The sequence below is a fragment of the Camelimonas sp. FR25 genome, assembly GCF_059740505.1.
In genome coordinates this window covers 75,844-98,719 of record NZ_JCAWFG010000020.1, presented here as the reverse complement: position 1 = coordinate 98,719, position 22,876 = coordinate 75,844, and the positions used below count along the sequence as shown (strand labels likewise).

The window sequence follows — 22,876 nt, the reverse complement described above, 5'->3', positions numbered from 1 at the left end:
TCCACATTCAAACAGCAAAACCAGATCACCCCGACAACCCGCCGGGTCAATCCGCCTGTCCTGCTGGAGATGGGCAGTGGGGCGAACCGTTCATGTCCGCCGCCGATGAGTGGCTTATAGGGGACAGGCCGTTCGGATGTCAACGCGGCCTGTCGCAAAAAGTTCAATTTGCGGACTTCCTGGCGCGCACTGCATCAATGTGCACGTGACATGTGCAGCGTCATCTCATTGTGATTCATGTTTTTATCGCAGTGGCGTGACGCAAGTCGGTCTGTGGACGGCGCTCTGCGCCATGCGCGCGTCTTCGATGCGCCGGCTTTGGCGCTTGCTTCCAGGCCGGTTCGCTCTATCGCTCGTTGGGGGTCTGGCGCTCGTGCCGTGGTCCCGCGATAAGACGGTCGTCGCCGCGCCTCACTGCAGCCACGTTCCTGCGGCCTATCCTGCTGCGCGCTTTGCGCCTTGCGACGCGGGTCGTCTGCAATCCCCAGGCCTCTCCCGGCCCTTCCTGCGGCGAGTTTCCCATGGGGTGTGGACGTAACCATTCGCAGTAGCTGCGGCTTCAGGTTGCGGCTAGACAGATGCGTTGGTCGATCGCCTGGGCGCAGGATTGGTTGTATGCGCATGCGCAGGCGGAGGGACATTCGCCTGTTTCGCGATGCGGCCGCAGTATATGATTGTGCGGCGCATCATCGTGCATTTGAGAAGGACGACTGACACAGGCATGGCGTGGGACAAATCTGACATACCGGTTTCTCACGCGCCTACCCGCCGTCGCTCCGACAGGGCGCCCGCCGCGCCAGACATTGGCAATGATCCGCCGCTCAATCCTGGCGGTCTGTCGGCGCCACGCGTCGACCGGCGCGCGGTGAGCCCGCGCTGGTTTTCGGGCGCCGTGTTGACCGGTGTATGTGGTGTGGCGCTGATTGGCTCCGCCATTTACGTCTCGCTGGAGAGCGACGCCTCTGTGTTGCGCGTGCCCGAAATGGTCAACGCCAGCCATCGCGCCTCGACTCACACAGGTGACGCGCCGATGGTATCGACCCATCGCGCTGATCGGCTGGTGCGCTTTGAGATTTCCCCCGGCGCCCGCCAAAGCTTCAAATCGCCGGTGACGCTGCGCGCGGGCGCCATGGAAGTGATCAAGGTCCGCAATTTCGTGCGTGTCGCCAGCCCGCTGTCCATGAGCGTCGGCCAGTATGCCAGCGACATCCCGGCGTTTAACCCATTGCAAATGTTTACTGATGGCGGCGCCGCCGAGCCTGAGCGCGAGGCACAGCCCGAGCTCGATGTCTCGGACGCCGAAGTGTCGCTGGTCAAAACGGCGCTTAACGGTGGCGAGGCCTTTGCCTCGGCGGGGCTGACGGAAGCCGAAGCCGCCGCCCAGGTGCAGCAGTTGCGCCAGAATGAGCGGTCGCGGCCCGCCGCTGGCGCCCCTGCCCTGCCGCTGCCGCCACAATTGCTGCTGTCACGCAGCCTCAAACAGATCGAGACGCCAGAAGGGGCGGATGGCGCAGGCTTTGGCCAGGCTGGCGACAGCGCATTTTCGCGGATCGAAGTCCACGTTATTCCGGAAAACCTGACGGTGCTCGCCAAGGCGACGCCTGAAGCGGCCCAGTCCTCGGAAGAGGAGCTGGTCACCCTCAAACGCGATGAGAACATCGAGGGGGTTTTGCGCGCCAAAGGCGCCGACGACGCCCAGATCCGCGCCATCATGCGGGCGCTGGCCGCCAAAATCCGGTTGGGGTCGATTACCCAGGGTGTGCGGCTGCGGATTCTGGTGGCTCCCGTGCCGGTCACCGCCCAGCAGCCAGGTGGCGGCCGCCGCCAGATTGTTCGGGTGATGGTCATCAACTCCGGCAAGGTCGAGGCCATTGCCGCCCTCGATGACCGGGGTGAGTTTGTCGCTATCGAGCCAGAGCAGGAGGCGACCCCGGCGTCCCGTGGCCGCGTCGCCCGCAATGACCCGGATGACGATGATGAGGACGACGGCGATAGCGGCGCGCCCCGCCTCTATAGCAGCCTGTACGAGACCGGGCTGAAGAACGGCCTGTCACGCGAGATGGTCGCCGAGCTGGTGCGGATCTTCGCCTATGACTTTGACCTGGCGCGACACATCAAGCCCACCGACCGGCTGGATGTGTTCATGTCCGAGGATGAGGAAGGCGGAGCGCCTGAGCTGCTGTATGCCTCACTCACCATTGATGGCGAAACGCGCACTGTCTATCGCTACCAGAGCCCGGATGGAACCATCGAGTTCTTCGATCGCGATGGCAAATCGCTGAAGAAATTCCTGCTCCGCAAGCCGATCACCGATGGCATCCTCCGTTCCGGCTTCGGTATGCGCAACCATCCGATCCTCGGCTATTCTAAGATGCACACGGGCGTGGACTGGGCCAATAAGGTGGGCACACCCATTCTGGCGGCTGGCGACGGCGTCGTCAGCAAGGCTGGCTGGCATTCCGGCTACGGGCGACACACCGAGTTGCAGCATACCAATGGTTATGTAACCACCTATTCGCACCAGTCGGCCTTCGCCAAGGGCATCAAGCCTGGGGCGCGGGTGCGGCAGGGCCAAGTCATCGGCTATCTCGGCAGTTCTGGCCTGTCGACGGGTCCGCATCTGCACTATGAGGTGCTGATCAATGGCCGGTTCGTGAATCCAATGCGCATCAAGGTGCCCCGCGGCGGCGAGCTGGAGGGCGTGGCGATGGCCGAGTTCCGCCGGAACCGTCAGCAGGTGGATGATTTGCTCGAAAAGGCTGATGGGCCGCGCGTCGCCACCGCAGGTGGCGGCGCAGTCCAGGCGCAGTAACGGGCGTCGCAGCAATTGGTGACGCAGCCCTGACGCCGCGAGCGCCCGGCGGCGCAGCGTTCAAGGGCGAACCGCAGGCCCCGATCAGGGACCTGCGAAACCGAGCATGGCGCGCATGGCTGCGGCGCTAACCCCTTCTTCCCGCCATTGCCGCAATGGTTTTGACCCAAGGCTTTTGGCCAGCTTGTCGCCTGCGGCATCCAGCAACAGCTGGTGATGCAGATAGGCTGGCGCCGGCAAGCCCCACAGGCTCTGCAGCAGCCGGTGCACGGCGGTCGCCGCCTCCAGATCACGACCCCGCACCACATGGGTGACGCCTTGCAACGCGTCATCGACGACCACGGAGACGTGATAGCTGGTCGGCGTTTCCTTGCGCGCCACCACCACATCGCCCCACTGCGCTGGCGCGACGCTGACCGTGTCGATCGTCAGCGCAGGCGACAGGCGACGCATGCTGAGCGGTTCCCCAATGCGGGCGAGCGCCGCCGCCATGTCGAGGCGCAAGGCATGCGCCTCACCCGCAGCCATGCGCGCCGCCACCTCCGCCTCTGGCAGTCGCCGGCAGGTTCCCGGATAGAGCACGGCGCCATCGGGGTCGCGCGCCCCGTCGCCCCGTAGCCTGGCGGCGGCGGCGATCTGCGCTCGCGAGCAAAAGCACGGGTAGGTCAGGCCATCCGCGGTGAGCCGCGCGATATGGCTGTGATAATCGTCGAAATGGGCGCTCTGGCGTCGCATGGCGCAGTCAAAGGCGACGCCGAGCCATGCCAGATCCTCCAGCGCCGCCGCTTCATACTCAGGCCGGCAGCGGGTGACGTCGATATCCTCCATGCGCAGCAGCAAGCGGCCATTGAGACGGCGGGCGCAGTCGGCGTTCAGCAAGGCGGAATAGGCATGACCGGCGTGCAAATAGCCGTTGGGGCTGGGCGCAAAACGCAGCGTTGCAATGGGCAATGTCTGGTCGCTCAACGCGCTGCTTTCGACGTTCATCGCCACTCCTGCGGCGGGAGATGATGGACCGGCCCTGGCTCACCACATGCGCGCCGGGGCGCGTTGCTGAGGCCTGCGCAATTTCCGCATAAACCTTGCGACGTCACGAGACCATAGCTCCCGGCGCTCCCTGATCGCAAAGGCGCCGACGCACGCATCACAAGCGCCGCGTGGCGCTTCTCCAGCTTGCGCCACCTTCGTGGGGCGGGCCACACTGCCGAAGCGGCGCCACGGCGCGACGGCGAAACCTGACCTGGGGAGCGCGGCATGTTGCTGATTGATTCTGAGGCAGCGCTTGAAGCCCATCTGCAGGAGTTGCTGCGGCTTGATCCCGTGTTGGCGGACATTCACGCCGCTGGGGTCAAGCCCCCGCTGCGCAAACGCGACGGGGGCTTCGCCGGCCTGGTTGGCATCATCATGGCCCAGCAATTGTCGGTGGCCAGCGCCGCCGCCATCAATCGCCGCCTGCACGCCGCGTTCGCCCCGCTGACGCCCGAGGCCATCCTCGCCGCCACGCCCGAAGCGCTTTCTGCGGCCGGCCTGTCGCAGCCGAAGATCCGCACAACGCGCGCCATCGCCGCCGCCTGCGCCAGCGGCGCGCTTGATCTGCACGGTCTTGGGCGCCTGAGCGGCGCTGACGCCCACGCCAGTCTCGCAGCCGTCAGCGGCGTCGGTCCGTGGACCGCCGACATCTATCTGCTGTTTTGCCTCGGCCACCCGGATGTGTTTCCTGCGGGCGATCTCGCCCTGCAGGAGGCGGCGCGGCAGGCCTTGGGGCTCGAACAGCGTCCCGATGCTGCGCTGATGCAGAGGCTCGCCGAACGCTGGCGGCCACACCGGGGCGTGGCGGCCCTGTTGCTGTGGGCGTTTTACGCAGCGTTTCGCCAACGAGAGGGCGTCATTGGCGCCCCTGGGCGCCGCCAAACCACGCCAGCTGCTGACTGGCGACCGCCCCGCCGCGCCAGCCTCGCCGCCTGTGAGCAAGGCGCTGACTCCACAAAGCAGCTGACGCTCCCCGATCTGATTGAAGGCGTGCATGCCTCCGACCCAATGATCCGCGCGGCGGCGCTCAGCGCAATGCGTGGGGCTGGGCCGCTGGACGCCGCAACCATGCGCCTGCTCGCTTTGCGGCTCGATATTGAAAGCGCCGACTCGCTGCGGCGCCAGGCTATCGCGGCGCTGGTCAGCCGGGCTGGCGATCTGGACGCAGCGCGAACGCTGATCAGGCCCTTGACGCGGCTGGCGGAGGCGCTGCAGGCGCCGACCGCGACGCGGATCGCGGCCATACGTGGCCTGCGGCGGCTGGCGCAAACCCACCCCGGCGTCGCGCCAGCGCTGCGGCGGCGTGTTGTCGCAGCTGATGTGCCCGCGCCGGCCCGGTTGGCCGCCGCATGGCAGGCGCTGAGTGTTGCCGTCAAAGCGGAGTGACCAGCGAGAATGAAGGACGCGCCGCCATTGCGGCGCTGGCGCGGGCCATTCAGATCGTCGCAGCAATGCGCCGTGAGACGGCGCTGGCGCGTCGCGCCGCGTCTTACCCACCTGCACTCGCCGTCATCGCAGCGCCGCAAGTCGGCGCAAATATTGCTTCCAGATTTGTGAAGGCCTGCGCACGGCGTCCAGTCCGGCACGTACAGCTCAGGCGCCCTGCGGGCGAAGCATCGCCTGTTTCCGCACGTCGGAGCCTGGCCATTCGCCGCCGCCATGCGTTGACCACCAGGCGCGCGGGCGGCGGCCCCGGTTGCCCGGTCAGCCCACGCGCATCCGGCCTTGCGTCGTCGGCATGAGCCAAAGGGCCCTCGGGAAGCAGTCGATGCATCCCGGCGGGATTTGGCTCAGCTGTCGGCGTCGCGAACAAAGACGAAGGAGGTCCTTATGCGGATTGACGACGTGCCAGCGAATTGCCTGCGCCTGATGCCGGAGAATGGCCACGCCGACCGGCTGGTGGTGCTGCTGCATGGCGTCGCCTCCGACGCCAGCCAGCTGTTCCGGCTGGCGCGTGACTGGCGCCGCCTGCTGCCAGATGTGGGCTTCATTGCCCCCAATGCGCCGCAGCCTTGCCCTGAACCATTGGGGTCGCGCCAGTGGTTTCCGCTGCCGTCGTTTGATCCTGTGGTGCGCCGCGATGGCGTCGCTGCGGCGGGGCCAGCGCTGGATGACTGGCTCGGTCAGCAGCTCGAAGCCCACCATCTGGCGGAACGTGACGTGGCCCTGGTCGGCTTCAGCCAGGGGGCGCTGATGGCGCTGGATGTCGGCCTGCGGCGACGGCGGCGCCTGGCAGCCATCGTCAGCTTCTCCGGCATCCTGGTCGACGCCGACCAGCCCGAGGCGGCGCGCCTGCCGCAGAGCATCGTCAGTCGCCCGCCGGTGCTGCTGGTGCATGGCGCCGATGATACGGTGATCCCGGCTGAGGCGCTGACACTGACCGCCAGGGTATTGTCGGCGGCGGGCGTGCCGCATCAGACCCAGGTGTTGCAGGGCGTCGGCCATACGCCGGGGGCCAGGGGGGTAGTCGCCGCAGGCCGCTTTCTGGCCCGCGCTTTCGGCCTGCCCGAGCGTCCGGTCCGGCGCTCGGCCTGAGCCGACGCCTCAGTAGCCGCCAGCGCCAGCGCAGGCGGTTACGCCGCGCGCCACGGCCACAGCATTGTCTGCGGCAGCGCGCAACAGGGCGCCGTCACCGGAAATCGCCACAAAGGCAAAGCCCATCCCGGCAAGTTCCCGCGCGCGCTCCGCCGTCACCGCATAGACGCAAGGCGTCTTGCCGACGGCGCGGCAGCGCGCCGCCACATGCGCCAGAGCCTCATTGACCTCAGCGGCCATCGGATCCATGCGGGCGCCGCCCGACAGGGCGATCGACAGATCGGCGGGGCCGACAAACACGCCGTCGACGCCATCGACAGCGAGGATATCATCGAGAATGGCCAGCGCCTCGCGCGTCTCGACCATGGCGAAGGCCGGCAGCAACCGGTTGGCATTGGCCAGATAGCCGGCGCTGTCGAGCAGGCTGGCATGGCGCGATTCGCCCGGCCCCCAGCTGCGGCCGCCGACAGGTGGAAATTTGCAGCATGCGGCGAGCTGGCGCGCGTCGTCGACCGAATTGATCATCGGCGCGATGATCGCCGCAAGGCCGGCGTCGAGCAGCCGCGAAGCGGTGGCGAACGCCCCAACCGGGATGCGCGCCACCGCCGGCTTGCCCGCCGCCATCACCAGCGGCGCCGCCTGAACCACTGCAGCGAAATCAATGGCGCCGTGCTGCATGTCAAAAGTTATGGCGTCGAAATCCGACCGGGCCAGTATGCTGGCGATCTGCGGCTCGCCCATGCCGACCCACGCTGACAGCACTGGCGCGTCGCCAGACAGCCGGGTGACGAACTGCTCGTAGATCGATGGCTGGGCGGGGGCTTGCTGCGGCGCTGTCGGCTGGGTCATGGGGTGCTCCCACGGCGGCGCCGGATGGCGCATGTCGCCCGAATGATTGAAGTTGTCGGGCGGCCCGCCAAACTGGCGCGCCGCCCGATGATGCAGACGCCTGACGGGCTTCGGCCAGAAGCCGTCAGCGCCCTTGTGCCTATGCGCCCTTGCGGCGCCGTTGTATCCGAGGCGCCTAGCGCAGCGGGAAGCCGACGGCGGCCTCGAGCTCGTCGAGGGCCACGGCGGGATCGATCACCTTGATGGTGGTCATGCCGAGGGCGCGGGCTGGCTTGAGATTGATGCCGAGGTCGTCGAGATAGACGCAGCGGGCCGGATCGACGCCAAGTTTGTCGGTCATCATGGTGTAAATGCGCGGGTCGGGCTTGCGCAGGCCGATGACGGCGCTCTCAATCACTTCATTGAACAGGGCCATCACCTCGGCCTTGTAGATCGACTTCGGATTGTCGACGGCGCTAACCACCAGATTGTTGGTGATGCAGCCAGTCTTCATTCGCGCCGAGATACGGCGCAGGGCCTCGACCATCTCGGGGCGCAGGTCGCCGCCGAGCAGCTCGAACATGTCGCGGCCCGGCACCTCATGCCCCAGGGCCTTGCTCTCGTCGGCGAACAGCCGGTCGAAGGCGTCATTGTCGATCTCGTTGCGCTCGACCTTGGCCCAGGCGTTATCGAGATGATTGGTGGCGTTGACCGTACGCAGGAAATCCTTGGGCAGGCCGCGCTCGGCCTCATAGCGGTTAAAGGCTTCAAACGGGCTCGACGAGATCACGCCGCCAAAATCCCAAATCACTGCTTCGATCACGCTCGTCTCCTCCAGGCCTTGCGCCAGCTTGCATTGCGCAGGGTTGTAAACGGCAAACTGGCCTGGCGAAAGTGCGCCGGAAGCATGGCGGCGGCGCCTGACGGCGATGGCCGGTCGCGCTTGCCAGCGCCAGCGGGACCGGCAAGGCGCCAAACGCCGACCAACGGCAGCGTTGCGCTATGCCCGGCCGACAACCGCGCCAGCCGGGTTGCGGCGAGAACACCACGTCGCCGTCCCGGCGACGCGTTGTGCATGGCGCCGCCGGCTGGTCGTCAGCTGATGGGCTGGGTGCGAATGTAGATCTGCCGCCGCTGGTCCGGGGTCGGATTCTTGTAGGCGACGCATTCGGCGAAATAGAAACTGTCCGGACGCAGGCTGGATGGGTCAGCGCAGATGCGGGCCAGCTCCTGCTGGCGGTTCTGCGTGGACTGGCAGGCGCCGAGCGCTGCGCAAACGGCGGTGAGCGCAGCGAGCCTGAGCACGGCTGGCCGAAGTGCGATCTTGGTCTTCATACGTCCCCCCGGCCTCTGTCGGCGCCTGGCGCGCCCTGGCCATGGGCGAAAAACTAGAGCCAGGCCACGATGGGCGCAACGCGAAATACGCAGCGTCCCGTGGCATCTGTCGCGACCCGGACCGGCGCCGGCGGCGGCGCGAGGCGCCAAAGGACCGCCCGCGCTTTCCTGTTCCGATCAGCGTTGGCGTTGAATTTGCTGGTGGCGGACAGAACCCGCCGCCAGATCAGCCGCGCTACTGGTCCAACCTGTCCCGGCCTCAGCCGCCGCTGGCCACGGCGTTGTCGAGCGTACAATCCGGCGCATCGGCGCCCTTGGCCCGCGCAGCGGCGATTTCCTTTTTCGCCTCCTGCAACTGCGCCATGAACACTGGATTGGCGTGCAGCTGGGCGACCACCGCCGCGCCGACCATCCGGCCGGCGTTGACGTCGCTCTGCCAGTGGTAGCCGCAGATCACCCGGCTCTGGCCATAGTCATAGCCCCGCCGGATGATGGCGTTGGCCTCCTGCGGCGCTGCTTCCGCGAGGATCAACGCCCAGGCCCAGCCGAAGGCTGCGTGGCCCGACGGATAGGAGCCATCCTTGCGCAGGGGCTCCTCATCATCCGCATAGCAGGTGCCCGTGTCATTTGCGGCGACATAGGGCCGTTGCCGCATATATTTGCTCTTGGCCTTATAGGTGGCGAGGCCCGCGTCGGTGAGCGTGCGACGTAGCAACATATTGAGATGCGGCGTCGTGCTCTGGCTGATCCTGACGCCGATGGCGCAAGAGAAGGCGTCGACCACGGCGGGGGTGCGATAAATGGCGTCGCGCGCCGCCACGCGGTAGCGCGCGGTGTCCTTCAGCTTCTGCGCCTCAGCGCGGATCGCTTCGTCGACCGTGGCGGTGGCCGAGCCTGGCTCTGGCGCCGGACCAAGCAGGGCGAGCGAATCCACCAGCTGCTCACGCGGCAGATAGCCGGGCAACACGCCGGGCCGCAGCTCTTTCAGCTCAGCCGGATTGGTGGTGGGCGCCGCCGCGCGGCCAGCCAATCCAGCCGGGATCGCCGCTCCTGCCGCAGGGGCGGAAGCCGCTTTGCCGGCCTCCTGCGCGCTCGCGCCCGCCGCCATCAGGCACAATGCGCCCGCCAGCCAGAAACCTGTCTTACCCATGGCGTCCTCCACGATATGCGCCAGCCTGTTGCGACCAGGCGTTTCGGTCACAGCACTATCAGGCAGCGCGAGACGCCCGATCAATAGCCATGCGAAACGCCAGGGCTTCCCCCACATGCGGGCGCCCCACCTGTGCCTCGCCTTCCAGGTCAGCGAGGGTGCGGGCGACACGCAGCACGCGATGCCAGGCGCGCGCCGACAATTGCATACTGTCCGCTGCGATACGCAACAGGCCGAGGCCCTCAGCGTCCGGCGTCGCCACCTCCGGCAACAGGTTCGCCGGACACGAAGCATTGAGCGCCTCAGCGACCCCAAGCGCGGCATAGCGCCGACGCTGCCGCGCCCTTGCGCTGGCGACACGCTTGCCGACCGTGGCGGAGCTCTCACCATCTGGCGCGCCAGCCATCGCCTGCATCAGATCAGAGGCTTTCACTGGCGGGGTCTCGATCACCAGATCAATGCGATCGAGCAAGGGGCCTGACAGCCGCGCCTGATATTGCGCCATGCAGCGCTCATTGGGCGCGCGCTTGCAGGCATAGCCGGGTTCGCTGCCCCGCCCGCACCGGCACGGGTTCATCGCCGCCACCAGCTGGAACCTGGCCGGATAGGTGACGCGGTGATTGGCGCGCGCCACCATCACCTCACCGCTTTCCAGCGGCTGACGGAGGCTGTCGAGCGCCTGCGGCGAGTACTCCGGCAACTCATCCAGAAACAGCACGCCATGATGCGCCAGGGAGATTTCGCCCGGGCGCGCTGTGACGCCGCCGCCGACCAGCGCCGCCATCGAGGCGGAATGGTGCGGCGCCCGAAACGGCCTGCGACTGCTCAGCGCCCCTGCCCCCAACAGCCCGGCCACTGAATGCACCATGGAAATCTCAAGCAGCTCTTTCGGCTGCAACGGCGGCAGCAGCGAAGGCAGGCGCTGCGCCAGCATGGACTTGCCAGCGCCTGGCGGGCCGCTCATCAGCAGATTGTGCCCGCCAGCCGCCGCCACTTCCAGCGCCCGCCGCCCCAGCTGCTGCCCCCGCACATCGCGCAGATCCGGCAAGGCGTCATCAGCCTGCCGCATGGCGGCGACGGGGCGACGCATCGGCTGCGCGCCCTGAAAATGGGTGACGATGCGCACCAGCGACTCCGGCGCGAGAATGTCGAGGTCCTCACCCGCCCACGCCGCCTCCCCCCCACAGGCGGCGGGACAGATCAGTCCATGGCCCCGCGCCGAAGCGGTGATCGCGGCCGGCAGCACCCCCGACACCCGCCGGATCGCCCCATCCAGCGCCAGCTCCCCCAACACCGTGAAACCGTCGATTGCATCCGATGGAATAGCGCCGATCGCCGCCATGACCGCCAGCGCAATCGGCAAATCGTAATGCGCCCCCTCCTTGGGCATGTCCGCCGGCGCCAAATTGACGACGATGCGCTTCGCCGGCAGCGCCAGCCCCACCGCCAGCAGCGCCGCCCGCACCCGCTCACGCGATTCCGTCACCGCCTTGTCACCCAGCCCGACCACGGCAAAGGCCACCATCCCACTCGACAGTTGCACCTGCACCTCGACCGGCCGCGCTTCGATCCCCGAAAAGGCGACCGTGGAAACCTGCGTGACCATGCACACACCTTTCAGTCGCGCCTGATCGTTATTCCATGCTGTTTGAAATGAAAAAGCAATACAATTGAATATTGATTTTGCCGATTACATATATTATTTTCTAGACAATGCTAGCCCATTACATTTCGCCGAATTATTTCGGCAATTTGTTATTACATTTTGCTTTCTATGACGGCTTTAAAGCGTTTGGCGACGCAAGACGAGGCATTTGCTTGACCTGAATCCTAGCCAGGACGAGACGCCGCCCTGCTATCCCACGTCGCACGCCCGCGTTGCACGGCCTCGAGGCTTCAGCGCGCTACCTGATCATCGACTCGCATGAGCAAGCGCAGCGCCGACGCGACACTTCACGTTTGACATGTCATGCGCAAAAGCATGGGCGCCGGGCGCGCTTTATGGCGTCGCCCGATGTGCATGACTCATGGCGCGCCGGCCGCGTCCGGGAAGCGCTTGTGCTGTGCAGGCCGCGGATCCGTCAGCATCTTCGCAGCCCTGGTATTGAAGCGTTCGGTTCAAACGGCATCGATTGATCGATCAGAGTTCCCTCCCTGCGTGGAGAGGGGGGCGTCCCGCAGACGCCGGAGGTGAAGACCTTATTCGCAATGCGGTTGTTATCCGGCCGCCAGCTGGGCGCCGCCTACGCCGTTTTCCCTCAGCGCCACGCCCGCCCTCGACACATCAGGCCTGCGACGTGTCGCCGCGCGCGCCGCGATCCCGATCACTGATCCAGCGCTATGGAACAATGATCTCACATGCCCCGCTGCGCCGCCGCGCCGCAGTCAGCAGTCCGTCGGGCAGCCACATCGAACTGCACACAAATCCCCGCCCATGAATCCCACCTGCCAAACGCTTGACCAACACGTGCGACGGGCAATATGGCTAGTGGCAAGTTTCGGTCCGGCGGAGTCGTCGTTGTGGTCGGAGTGGTCTGGCGCATGTCCGGACCGTTTCCAGCCTAGGGCGTGCGCGCCGCTCGCCAGAACATTCATCGGTCTTGCGGCCACGCCGTCGGGACCGGGCGTCATGCGTGGCCAGTCGTTCATGTGCTGGCCGCCGTTTGGGAGGTATTTGCCTTGAAGCTCGATTCATCCGTTTCCGCAGTTGTCACCGGCGGCGCTTCTGGTCTTGGCGCTGCAACCGCCCGCGCGCTTGCCGCGCAGGGCGTCAAGGTCGCCATCTTCGACTTCAACGAAGAGAAGGGCGAAGAGATCGCCAAGGAACTCGGCGGCGTGTTCTGCAAGGTCGACGTCACCAATGAAGAGATGGTCGACGCCGGCTTCGCCAAGGCCCGCGCCGCGCACGGCCAGGAGCGTATCCTGGTGAACTGCGCCGGCACCGGCAACGCCATCAAGACCGCTGGCCGCGACAAGAAGACCGGCGAAGCCACCCACTTCCCGCTCGACGCCTTCAACCGCATCATCCAGATCAACCTGGTCGGCACCTTCCGCTGCATCGCCAAGTCGGCGCAGGGCATGCTGTCGCTCGACCCGCTGGAGCACGGCGAGCGCGGCGCGATCGTCAACACCGCTTCGGTGGCGGCTGAAGACGGCCAGATGGGCCAGGTGGCTTACTCGGCCTCGAAGGCTGGCGTCGTCGGCATGACCCTGCCGATCGCCCGTGACCTGATGAGCGAAGGCATCCGTTGCAACACCATCCTGCCGGGCATCTTCAACACCCCGCTGCTGCAGGGCGCTCCTGAGAACGTCAAGGCCGCCCTGTCGGCTTCGGTGCCGTTCCCGAAGCGTCTCGGCAACCCGGAAGAGTACGCGCAGCTGGCCGTGACCATGATCACCAACGGCTACTTCAATGGCGAAGACGTCCGTCTGGACGGCGCCATCCGTATGGCTCCGCGCTGATAGACGCTGCATCATTGCAGTAAGGGAAGGCCGGCGCTCGCGCGCCGGCCTTTTCATTTGCATTGCGCAAATTGTCGCCATCGCCAGGCGGCTGTTGATCATCGCAGGCGCAATATGCCATGCCGCTGGCCTGTTTTTCGCCGCAGCGCCGCTTCAGTGCGCAGGCGCTTCTCGCGCCGCTCGCCGGCCAAGATGGATCAGACGGCCATGCGCCTGCATATACTCGAACTCGACGACCTTGGCCCGGACGCCGGGGAGCGCGGCGTGCGCTTCCGCGATCTGTTCATCGCCTGGCTCAAGCCGGCGCTGCCTGAGGCCGAATTCAGCGCCACGCTGGTCCCGGCCGGCGAGCCCCTGCCCGCCCCAACCGATTACGACGCGTTCATTCTCACCGGCTCCCGCGCCGGGGTGTATGAGGATCTGCCGTGGATGCCGCCCCTCGCCGCCTTCCTGCGTGAGGCGGCGCGCCTGCGCATTCCCGTCGGCGGCGTGTGTTTCGGCCACCAGATCATGGCCCACGCCCATGGCGGCGCCGTCGCCCAATATGCAGGCGGCTGGAACCTGGGCCGGGCCACCCACACGGTAGCCCCAGATGCGCGCGAGCTGTTTGCAGGACGCGCCGAGCTCAACGCCCTGTCGTTTCACCAGGACCAGGTGATGACGCCGCCGCCGTCGTCCGAGGTGATCATCGCCTGCCGACGCTCGCCGCATGGCGGGCTACGCTATGATTTCCCGCAAATGTCGGTGCAGTTCCACCCGGAGTTCCAGCCGGATACGGTTCGCGCCCTGCTCGAGCAGACGCGAGACAGCGCCATCGCCCCACAGCTCAAACTGGATGCTTGCGCGTCGCTGGCTGCGGGCGGCCTCGACAACGACATTGTCGCGCGCGCCTTCGCGCAATTCTATCGCGACGCTCTGGCCGCCAAAAGCTGACCTTCGCACAGGTTTGCAAAGGCGGCGACAGCGCGCAAGTCAGCATTGAGCGGCGCACCGCCGCCCGACCCGCTCCGCGAGGGTGCAAGCGCGGAGCGGCCCAATTGATGGGGGAGCAACGATGCTCAGGCCCCCCGGCATGGTCAGGCGCATTTATGGCTTGACCATCTCTCGCCGGGGGCTCGCAGCGCAGAAGCCTCAGGCGTTGTAATTCAGCTTCAGGCCCGGACGCGGCCAGCGGCATTTGTACAATTTGCCAGTGGCGGAGGCGGTGATCCAGGCGTCGCGCATGTCGGCGCCGCCGAAGCAGATATTGGTGGTGATGGTGTCTGGCACCGGCACATGCTCATGGCTGTTGTCGGCGGGGTTGAAGATGGTGACGCCGCCATTGGCGATAGTCGCCGCGCACACGCGGCCGTCGGCCTCCACCGCCAGCGAGTCGAGCAGCTGATAGCCAGGCAGCGGACCCATCACCGCCGGCTGGGCGGCGAAGCGGTCGGCGCCCCCCGCGATCTGGCCTGGTCCGGCGATCTGGAAATTCCAGACACGTGAGGTGCGGGTCTCGGCCACATGCACGATCGCGCCGTCTGGCGACAGGCCCACGCCATTCGGCGTCATCAGGCCGCTGCGCGCCTTGACGATCATCGAGCCGTCAGCCTTTGCATAATAAAGGTGGCCAATGTCGATGCGCTCATCATCGGCCTTGCCCAGATCGGTGAACCAGAAGCCGCCCTCAGCGTCGAACACCAGATCGTTGGGCCCGCGCAGACGGCGGCCGCCGCCCTCGGTGTAGAGCGTGCTCACCGCGCCCGTGTGAAGGTCGACCCGCTGGATGCAGCCGCCCTGATAATCCGCCGGATAGCCATGCGGCGCGAGGCTGCCATCGGCGCGCGCCACCCAGTTGAACCCGCCATTGTTGGTGACATACATGGCGCCGTCTGGCCCGATGGCGGCGCCATTGGGACCGCCGCCCAGTTCCGCGACCACGCTCACGCTGCCGTCAGGCGCGACACGGGTCAGCGTCTTGCGCCGAATTTCCACGAGAATGACCGAGCCATCGGCCATGGCCACCGGCCCCTCGGGAAACTCCAGACCTTCGGCGACGAGTTCTAGCTCCACCTTGCTCACAGGCATTTACTCCCAGAATGTCCGGACTGTTGGCGCCGGTTTCGCCAAGGTTGGCGCAAATCCGCGCCCGCGTCAGCACCCTATGACGCAAGGCAGCCATTCCGCAGGCAATCGGAGGCGCCGCGCGGGCCGCAGCCGCGTCGTAAATCGCCTAAGCCAGCCCGGCGGCGCTCCGCCCTCGACGGGCGAGCCGTCCTGAATATTCCGCCAGGGCGAGGCGCAGCGGCCGACGCCAAGCCGACATAAAGATTTCTTTATATCTTTATTGCGCTATGACGCTGGCGATGCTAGACAGCGCCGGTCATGCGGCGATATCCGTGCGCCGGCCCGACGCGGCCCCTGGGGCGCCGGAATGAATGGCTGTCACAGACGCCGCGCATCATCCAGCCCATCGCCCGTCAGGTCACCGGACCAGCCGCGCCACACATTCTGCAGCAGGAATCCCATGTCCCAGCCTACCCACGACTACATCGTCAAGGACATCACCCTGGCCGACTGGGGCCGCAAGGAAATCGCCATCGCCGAGAGCGAAATGCCAGGCCTGATGGCGACCCGTGAGGAATATGGCGCGTCGCAGCCGCTGAAGGGCGCGCGCATCGCCGGCTCGCTGCACATGACCATTCAGACCGCCGTGCTGATCGAGACGCTGAAGGCGCTCGGCGCTGACGTGCGCTGGGTGTCGTGCAACATCTATTCGACCCAGGATCACGCCGCCGCGGCCATCGCCGCCGCCGGCACGCCGGTGTTCGCCATCAAGGGCGAGTCGCTCACCGACTACTGGGACTACACCCTGAAGCTGTTCGAGTGGCACGACGGCGGCATGCCGAACATGATCCTCGACGACGGCGGCGACGCCACCCTGCTGATCCACCTCGGCGTGCGCGCTGAGGGCGGCGACGTCGCCTTCCTCGACCAGGCTGGTTCGGAAGAAGAGGAAATCCTCTTCGCCCTGATCAAGAAGATCCTCGCCACCAAGCCCAAGGGCTGGTTCGGCGAAGTGGCGAAGTCGATCAAGGGCGTTTCGGAAGAGACCACCACGGGCGTGCATCGCCTGTACCAGATGGAGAAGGACGGCAAGCTGCTGTTCCCGGCCATCAACGTCAATGACAGCGTCACCAAGTCGAAGTTCGACAACCTCTATGGTTGCCGCGAGTCGCTGGTCGACGGCATCCGTCGCGGCACCGACGTGATGATGTCGGGCAAGGTGGCGTTCGTCGCTGGCTTCGGCGACGTGGGCAAGGGCTCAGCCGCTTCGCTGCGCCAGGCTGGCGCCCGTGTCATCGTCTCGGAAGTCGATCCGATCTGCGCCCTGCAGGCGGCGATGGAAGGCTACGAGGTCACGACCATCGAAGACGCCCTGCCGCGCGCCGACATCTATGTCACCGCCACCGGCAACAAGGACATCATCACCGTTGATCACATGCGGCTGATGAAAGATCGGGCAATCGTCTGCAACATTGGCCACTTCGACAATGAGATCCAGATCGCTGGCCTGAAGAACCTGAAGTGGCACAACATCAAGCCGCAGGTTGACGAGATCGAGTTCCCTGACGGTCACCGCATCATCCTGCTGTCGGAAGGCCGCCTGGTGAATCTCGGCAACGCCACCGGCCACCCGTCCTTCGTCATGTCGGCGTCGTTCACCAATCAGACGCTGGCGCAGATCGAACTGTTCACCCGCGAGGGCCAGTACGACAGGAAGGTCTACACCCTGCCCAAGCATCTCGATGAGAAGGTGGCCCGTCTGCACCTCGCCAAGATCGGGGTGAAGCTGACCCAGCTCAGCCCCGAGCAGGCCGCGTACATCGGCGTCACCGTCGAGGGCCCCTACAAGGCCGACCACTACCGTTACTGAGACCACGCGGAACAGGGGGCGCGCTGCGGCCATCGCCCCTGTTTCCGGCCGCAGGCTCAACAAATACGCACATTCCGGCGGGATAACTCCCGCCGGTTTTTTATTGTCCGGCGCCGCAGGTACACTCGCGCTGATTCGGAGCGTGCGGCCTGCGGGTCGTTTCCGGCCTCGCGACCACACGACTGCGGCGGGCCCGCCGCCATGGAGACGGACGGGATGACCGGCCCGCGCCTGTTCAGGCACCTCAGCCACCTTCCTGGCTCCGCAATGCGCCGCGCCGGCCGCAGCGGCGCCTCCGTGCGCGCCATGCTGACCCGGCTGGCGCCGTCCTGGGCGCGCGCAGGTCTCACCAGCATCGCGGCGCTGGCCGGCGCCGCCACCCCCAGCTTTGCTGAGACCGCCGCCACGCCTGCCCTCGCCGATGCGCTGGGCGACCCCGCGCGGCTTGGCTTGATGGTTGTGGTGGTCGGCCTTGGCCTGTGCCTCGCCGCCACTGCCTGGCTACATCACGCCATGCGCGCCCGCTGGCGCAAGGACATGCGGGCCATGGAGCATGAGTTGCGCCATGCCCGGCTGCTGCACGCCCAGGCCGACGTGTTTCTGGCCAGCGAACCACAGGCGCTGATCACCTGGCCTGGCCCGGATGGCGCGCCGATCATCGACAGCGATGGTGCGTTCGCCGGCGTTGAGCAGCCCGAAAGGCTGCTGGCCTTCGGCGCCTGGCTGCGTCCCTCCGACGCCCAGGCCATGGACAAGGCGCTGGGCCGGCTGCGCGATGTCGGCGAGCCGCTGTCGCTGGTGGTGCGCACCCACAGCGAGCGCTTTATCGCCGCCGAAGGCCGCATTATCGCCGGGGCGCCGTCGCTGCGGCTGCGCGAGATCACCGGCGAGCGCGCCGGTAAGGCGCGGCTGGAGGACCAGCTGGCGGCGACCGGCGGCGAGCTCGGCGCCGTGCGCGACATGCTCGATGAAATCCCGCAGCCGGTGTGGGTGCGGGACCGCGATGAGCGCATCGTCTGGGCCAACGCCGCTTATGTGCGCGCCGTGGAGGCCGCTGACCTCGCCGCCGTGACGCGCGACGGGCTGGAACTGCTCGACCAGACCACCCTCGCCGACGCCCGTCGCCAGCGCGCCCTCGGCGCGCCGTGGCAGACCCGCGCCCCGGCGGTGATCGCCGGCGACCGCCGCATTATGGAGGTGGTCGAGACGCCTGGCGGCTTTGGCAGCGCTGGCATCGCCACCGACGTGTCAGAGCTGGCCCGGCTGCGCGATGACTTCACCCGGCAGATGGAGGCGCACGCCCGCACCCTCGACCAGCTTTCGACGGCGGTGGCCATCTTCGACGGCGCCCGCAAGCTGATCTTCCATAACGCCGCCTATCGTCTGCTGTGGACGCTGGACCAGGACTGGCTCGACACGGCGCCAGGCGACGGCGACATCCTCGAGCGGCTGCGCAGCTGGCGGCGCCTGCCGGAAGAGGCCGATTTCCGCCAGTGGAAGGCCAATGTGCTCTCCGGCTACACGGCGGTGGAGCCGCAGGAGCACTGGTGGCACCTGCCCGATGGCCGCATCATCCGCGTGGTGGTCAATCCTAATCCGCAGGGCGGCGTCACCTATCTGTATGACGATGTCACCGAGCGTTTCCAGCTCGAGTCCCGCTACAATGGCCTGCTGCGTGTTCAGGGCGAAACCCTCGACACCCTGCGCGAGGGCGTCGCCGTGTTCGGCCCCGATGGCCGCCTGCGCCTGTCGAACCCCGCCTTCGCCGAGCTGTGGGGCATCAGCGCCGAGGTGGTGGCCACCGAGCCGCATATTGACGAGGTGATGGCCCGGGCCAGCAAGATCGCCGGCGACGCCGACAACTGGACCATGCTGCGCGACGCCATTGTCGGCCTGCACGACGACCGCCGTGGCGGCGCCTGCCGGATGGAGAGCCAGGCTGGCGCGACCGCCGACGCCGGCGTGGTCATCGATTGCAATATGGCGCCGCTGCCCGATGGCTCAACCCTGCTGACCTTCACCAATGTCACGGATTCGGTCGGCATTGAGCGGGCGCTGACCGAACGCAATGAGGCGCTGCTCAAGGCCTCGCAATTGCGCGATGATTTCGTGCACCACGTCTCCTACGAGCTGCGTTCGCCGCTGACCAATATCATTGGCTTCGTTGAGATGCTGGCCGGCGGCATGGGCGGTCCGCTCAATGAGCGCCAGCGCGAATACGCCGACCACATCATGCAATCGTCGACGGCGCTCAACGCCATCATCGACGACATTCTCGACCTCGCCTCCATCGACAATGGCGAGCTGGAGCTGGCGCCCCAGCCGATCGACGTGGCGGCCACCATCGCCGCCGCCTCGCGCGGCGTCGAGGACCGGCTGGCCGAGGCCTCCATCGCCCTGCACGTCGACATCGCCCCGGATGTCAGCGCTCTGACCGCCGATCCCAAGCGGGTGCGCCAGGTGCTGTTCAACCTGCTGTCCAACGCCATCCGCTTCTCCAGCCGCAACACCAATGTCTGGCTGAAGGTGCGCGACAGCGACGGCCATGTGCGTTTCGACGTCATCGATGAAGGCCAGGGCATCCCCGCGGCGATCATCGACCGGGTGTTCGACCGTTTCGAGAGCCACGCGCCAGACGCCCGCCGTCGCGGCGTCGGCCTGGGGCTGGCGATGGTCCGCGCCTTCGTCGAATTGCACGGCGGCCGGGTGGAGATCGCCTCGACGCCAGGCGTCGGCACCCATGTCAGCTGCTTTTTCCCGGCGGCGCCTGGCGAGGCGCCAACGCAAGGCGACGACGCCAGGGCGGTGTGAAGCCGCGGTGTGCGGCCTGGCCGCGACCCATCGGGACGCGCGCAGAAAAAGATGCTGCGGCAATGGCTTGGCGTGCTATCTGTGGGCGGCGCGCGCCCCGGCTAGCTAAATTGGGCAGGCGCATTGGCCCAGACGCATGTCTGGCGCGATGTCGAACAGACCAATGTCGTCAGGCGCTGGCGCTGGCCTCGGGAAGGAAGTGGAAACCTTCGCCGCAGTAACTTGCCATTGTCGTCCTGCGCACGTGTCCCCGGCCATGCCGCGAGGGCCTGCCCCGTAACCTGTCAGAGAATCCCGGATTGTCCGTGTCGACCAGCCCAGTCCCGAACCCGGCGCAGGCCAACGTCTCCGCAGACGCCCCCGTCGCTGCCGCCGCGCCGCTCCAGTCGGTCATCCATTCGGCGCAGCCGCCGCAGCGCGGCGACCGGCGTCAGCGCGCCGCCCACGTCGCGGCGCCGCCCTATGTCATCACCTGGACCGTCGACCTGCCCGATGAACCCGCCACGGCGCATCTGGCGCTGATCCTGTCGGAGACCCTGAAACAGGGCGACATGATCACCCTGTCTGGCGATCTGGGGTCGGGCAAATCCACCCTCGCCCGCGCTTTGCTGCGCATCCTGGCCGGCGATCCCGACATGGAGGCGCCGAGCCCGACCTTCACTTTGGTGCAGCAATACGACACGCCGTTTGGCGAGGTGGCGCACGCGGACCTCTATCGCCTCGGCGGCCCGGATGATCTCATTGAGCTCGGCTGGGAGGAGATGACCCGCAACGCGCTGACCATCGTCGAATGGCCGGATCGCGGCGGCGAGTTGTTGCCGCCGGATCGCCTCGACGTGGAGTTGCAGCTCGATCCCGGCGGCGACATCAACCGCCGCGTCGCGGTGCTGACTGGCCATGGCAAATGGGCTGGCCGCCTCGCCATGACCCGGGCGATCCGCACGGTGTTCCGCAAGGCTGGCTGGGACAAAGCGCGGCGCAGCTTCCTGCAGGGCGACGCCTCCAGCCGTTCCTATGAGCGCCTGATCCGCCCCAATGGCCAGACGGCGATCCTGATGGTGTCGCCGCGCCAGCCCGATGGCCCGCCCATTCGCCGTGGCAAGCCCTACAGCGCCATCGCCCATCTGGCTGAATCGGTCCACGCCTTTGTGGCCATCGCCAATGGCCTGCGCTCCTTGTCGATCAGCGCACCAGCCATTCTCGGCCGCGACCTCGACGCCGGCGTACTGCTGGTCGAGGATCTCGGCGGCGAGGGCGTAGCCAATGCGCATGGCCCCATCCCTGAGCGCTATGAGGAAGCGGTGCGGCTGCTGGCGCGGCTGCACGCCGTGCAATTGCCGCACACCTTGCCGGTCAGCGATGGCGTCGATCACGTCATCCCGGCCTATGACATGGAGGCGCTGCAGATCGAGGTTGATCTGCTGCTCGACTGGTATGCCCCGGCCACGGTGCGCAACCTGCCGGCGCTGGCGCGGTCGCAGTTTACCAGCGCCTGGATCGACGTGCTGCGCCCGGTGATCGCCGGGCCGCAGACCTGGACCCTGCGCGATTACCATTCGCCCAATCTGCTGTGGCTGCCCGATCGCCAGGGCTTGCAGCGGGTCGGCGTCATCGATTTCCAGGACGCGGTGCTTGGCCACCCGGCCTATGACGTGGCCTCGCTGCTGCAGGATGCGCGCATCACCGTGCCGCCGCAGCTCGAGCTGCAATTGCTGCGCGCCTATGCCAGCGCTCGCGCGGGTGATCCCGGCTTCGACATGGCGGATTTCGCCGCAGCTTACGCCGTGCTCGGCGCCCAGCGCGCCACCAAGATCCTCGGCATTTTCACCCGCCTCGACCGCCGCGACGGCAAGCCGCAATATCTGGCGCACATGCCGCGCATCAAGCGCTATCTGCAGCGCAATCTGGCGCATCCCGCCCTCGCGCCGGTGAAAAAATGGTATGAGACCTATCTGATCCACGTGCTGGAGGGCGACTGAGCTCCCGGCGCGAGGATGCGGGCGTCGCGCGATCCAGAGACAGACGCGGAACAGGCCGCTGGCCCTGCGGCCGCCTGACATGGCGCGCGGCGGGCGGCTTCACATGGGCGTCGCACAGCCCTGTCAGCAGCTGTCTCTGACCCGGCCCCCCGGACGATCGCCCTGCGACGGTCTCCGCACCGTAACCGTCGGGCCAACAGCATTCAGCCAGGCATGGAACAGGCGCTGCGAGCACAGATGACCACGAACCCCACCTCCACCGACAAGGCCCCCATCACCCGCGCCATGGTGCTGGCGGCGGGCCTGGGCAAGCGCATGCGCCCCATCACCACCACCACGCCGAAGCCGCTGGTCAGCGTCGGCGGCGAGGCGATGATCGACCGCCTGCTCGACCGCTTCGCCGAAGCTGGCGTCACCGACGCGGTGGTCAATGTTCATTATCTGGCCGACCTGATCGAGACGCATCTGGAGCGCCGCCGTTGTGGTCCGCGCATCGCCATTTCCGATGAGCGCGGCAAGTTGCTGGAGACCGGCGGCGGCGTGGTCAAGGCGCTGCCCCTGCTCGGCGACGCCCCGTTCCTGCTCGGCAATTCCGACAGCATGTGGATCGAGGGTCCCGCCTCCAACATCCGTCGCCTGACCCAATTCTGGGACCCGGCGCGCATGGATGTGCTGTTGCTGCTGGCGGCGAGCGCCTCCAGCACCGGCTATGAGGGCCAGGGCGACTTCAGCATGGACAAGCAGGGCCGCCTGGCCCGCCGCAGGGAGCGCGAGGTCGTGCCCTTCGTCTACGCCGGCGTCGCCATCCTCAAGCCAGAGCTGTTCGCTGGCAGCCCGGACGGTTCGTTCTCGCTCAATGCGATTTTCGATGCGGCGCTCGCCAATGAGCGCCTGTTCGGCTGGCGGCTCGACGGCCATTGGCTGCATGTCGGCACGCCCGAAGGCCTGCGCGAGGCCGAAGAGGTCATCGCCCGCAGCCATCGCTGAGCTGGCGGACCCGCCTGCGCCCCATCGCACGC

General features: G+C 66.9%; 16 protein-coding genes and 1 pseudogene. 10 read left to right on the top strand and 7 right to left on the bottom strand.

The window, feature by feature from the left end; genetic code table 11:
* Nucleotides 1–209 (top strand): hypothetical protein (locus tag AC6A67_RS02695; protein WP_498035002.1); only part of this gene is annotated, 209 nt, incomplete at its 5' end.
* A gap of 512 nt (nt 210–721) precedes the next feature.
* On the top strand, nt 722–2,812 hold the full coding sequence (locus AC6A67_RS02690; protein WP_498035001.1) for a peptidoglycan DD-metalloendopeptidase family protein: 2,091 nt from the start codon (nt 722–724) through the stop codon (nt 2,810–2,812).
* 84 nt (nt 2,813–2,896) lie between these two features.
* Here the strand turns inward: AC6A67_RS02690 and gluQRS are convergent, their stop codons facing one another.
* On the bottom strand, nt 2,897–3,799 hold the full coding sequence (gene gluQRS / locus AC6A67_RS02685) for a tRNA glutamyl-Q(34) synthetase GluQRS (protein WP_498035000.1): 903 nt from the start codon (nt 3,797–3,799) through the stop codon (nt 2,897–2,899).
* Nucleotides 3,800–4,066: 267 nt separating this feature from the next.
* Here gluQRS and AC6A67_RS02680 point away from each other — a divergent pair.
* Together AC6A67_RS02680 and AC6A67_RS02675 are read left to right on the top strand one after the other, a co-directional pair.
* Nucleotides 4,067–4,693: pseudogene (locus AC6A67_RS02680) on the top strand (DNA-3-methyladenine glycosylase family protein); the annotation flags it as partial.
* A gap of 978 nt (nt 4,694–5,671) precedes the next feature.
* Nucleotides 5,672–6,376 carry an alpha/beta hydrolase gene (locus AC6A67_RS02675; RefSeq protein WP_498034998.1) on the top strand — a complete coding sequence of 235 codons (705 nt, stop codon included), beginning with the start codon at nt 5,672–5,674 and terminating at the stop codon, nt 6,374–6,376.
* Between the two features lie 9 nt (nt 6,377–6,385).
* Here the strand turns inward: AC6A67_RS02675 and AC6A67_RS02670 are convergent, their stop codons facing one another.
* The 5 genes from AC6A67_RS02670 to AC6A67_RS02650 all read right to left on the bottom strand — a co-directional run bounded on the left by AC6A67_RS02670 (nt 6,386) and on the right by AC6A67_RS02650 (nt 11,295).
* Nucleotides 6,386–7,225 (bottom strand): HpcH/HpaI aldolase family protein, encoded by an 840-nt coding sequence (locus tag AC6A67_RS02670; protein ID WP_498034997.1) that lies wholly within the window; start codon nt 7,223–7,225, stop codon nt 6,386–6,388.
* 175 nt (nt 7,226–7,400) lie between these two features.
* Complete coding sequence (locus AC6A67_RS02665) at nt 7,401–8,027, bottom strand: HAD-IA family hydrolase (RefSeq protein WP_498034996.1); 627 nt, start codon at nt 8,025–8,027, stop codon at nt 7,401–7,403.
* A 272-nt stretch (nt 8,028–8,299) separates the two neighbouring features.
* Nucleotides 8,300–8,539 carry a hypothetical protein gene (locus AC6A67_RS02660; RefSeq protein ID WP_498034994.1) on the bottom strand — a complete coding sequence of 80 codons (240 nt, stop codon included), beginning with the start codon at nt 8,537–8,539 and terminating at the stop codon, nt 8,300–8,302.
* A gap of 259 nt (nt 8,540–8,798) precedes the next feature.
* Nucleotides 8,799–9,689: an acid phosphatase gene (locus AC6A67_RS02655; RefSeq protein WP_498034992.1), complete on the bottom strand. Its 891-nt coding sequence runs from the start codon at nt 9,687–9,689 to the stop codon at nt 8,799–8,801.
* Between the two features lie 58 nt (nt 9,690–9,747).
* On the bottom strand, nt 9,748–11,295 hold the full coding sequence (locus AC6A67_RS02650; RefSeq protein ID WP_498034990.1) for a YifB family Mg chelatase-like AAA ATPase: 1,548 nt from the start codon (nt 11,293–11,295) through the stop codon (nt 9,748–9,750).
* A gap of 1,073 nt (nt 11,296–12,368) precedes the next feature.
* Between AC6A67_RS02650 and AC6A67_RS02645 the strand changes: the two genes are divergently transcribed.
* Complete coding sequence (locus tag AC6A67_RS02645) at nt 12,369–13,151, top strand: SDR family NAD(P)-dependent oxidoreductase (protein WP_498034988.1); 783 nt, start codon at nt 12,369–12,371, stop codon at nt 13,149–13,151.
* Nucleotides 13,152–13,358: 207 nt separating this feature from the next.
* Nucleotides 13,359–14,084, top strand: a complete 726-nt coding sequence (locus tag AC6A67_RS02640; RefSeq protein ID WP_498034987.1) for a type 1 glutamine amidotransferase — start codon at nt 13,359–13,361, stop codon at nt 14,082–14,084.
* Nucleotides 14,085–14,282: 198 nt separating this feature from the next.
* Here the strand turns inward: AC6A67_RS02640 and AC6A67_RS02635 are convergent, their stop codons facing one another.
* Nucleotides 14,283–15,212: an SMP-30/gluconolactonase/LRE family protein gene (locus tag AC6A67_RS02635; RefSeq protein WP_498034986.1), complete on the bottom strand. Its 930-nt coding sequence runs from the start codon at nt 15,210–15,212 to the stop codon at nt 14,283–14,285.
* 445 nt (nt 15,213–15,657) lie between these two features.
* On the opposite strand from AC6A67_RS02635, the gene ahcY reads away from it, so the two are divergent.
* The 4 genes from ahcY (at nt 15,658) to AC6A67_RS02615 (ending at nt 22,844) form a co-directional block, all read left to right on the top strand.
* Nucleotides 15,658–17,067 carry an adenosylhomocysteinase gene (ahcY, locus tag AC6A67_RS02630; RefSeq protein ID WP_498034985.1) on the top strand — a complete coding sequence of 470 codons (1,410 nt, stop codon included), beginning with the start codon at nt 15,658–15,660 and terminating at the stop codon, nt 17,065–17,067.
* Nucleotides 17,068–17,283: 216 nt separating this feature from the next.
* Nucleotides 17,284–19,878 (top strand): sensor histidine kinase, encoded by a 2,595-nt coding sequence (locus AC6A67_RS02625; RefSeq protein ID WP_498034983.1) that lies wholly within the window; start codon nt 17,284–17,286, stop codon nt 19,876–19,878.
* Nucleotides 19,879–20,270: 392 nt separating this feature from the next.
* Nucleotides 20,271–21,857 carry a tRNA (adenosine(37)-N6)-threonylcarbamoyltransferase complex ATPase subunit type 1 TsaE gene (tsaE, locus tag AC6A67_RS02620; RefSeq protein WP_498035004.1) on the top strand — a complete coding sequence of 529 codons (1,587 nt, stop codon included), beginning with the start codon at nt 20,271–20,273 and terminating at the stop codon, nt 21,855–21,857.
* A 237-nt stretch (nt 21,858–22,094) separates the two neighbouring features.
* Nucleotides 22,095–22,844 carry a nucleotidyltransferase family protein gene (locus AC6A67_RS02615; protein WP_498034982.1) on the top strand — a complete coding sequence of 250 codons (750 nt, stop codon included), beginning with the start codon at nt 22,095–22,097 and terminating at the stop codon, nt 22,842–22,844.
* The last annotated feature ends 32 nt before the right edge of the window (nt 22,845–22,876 follow it).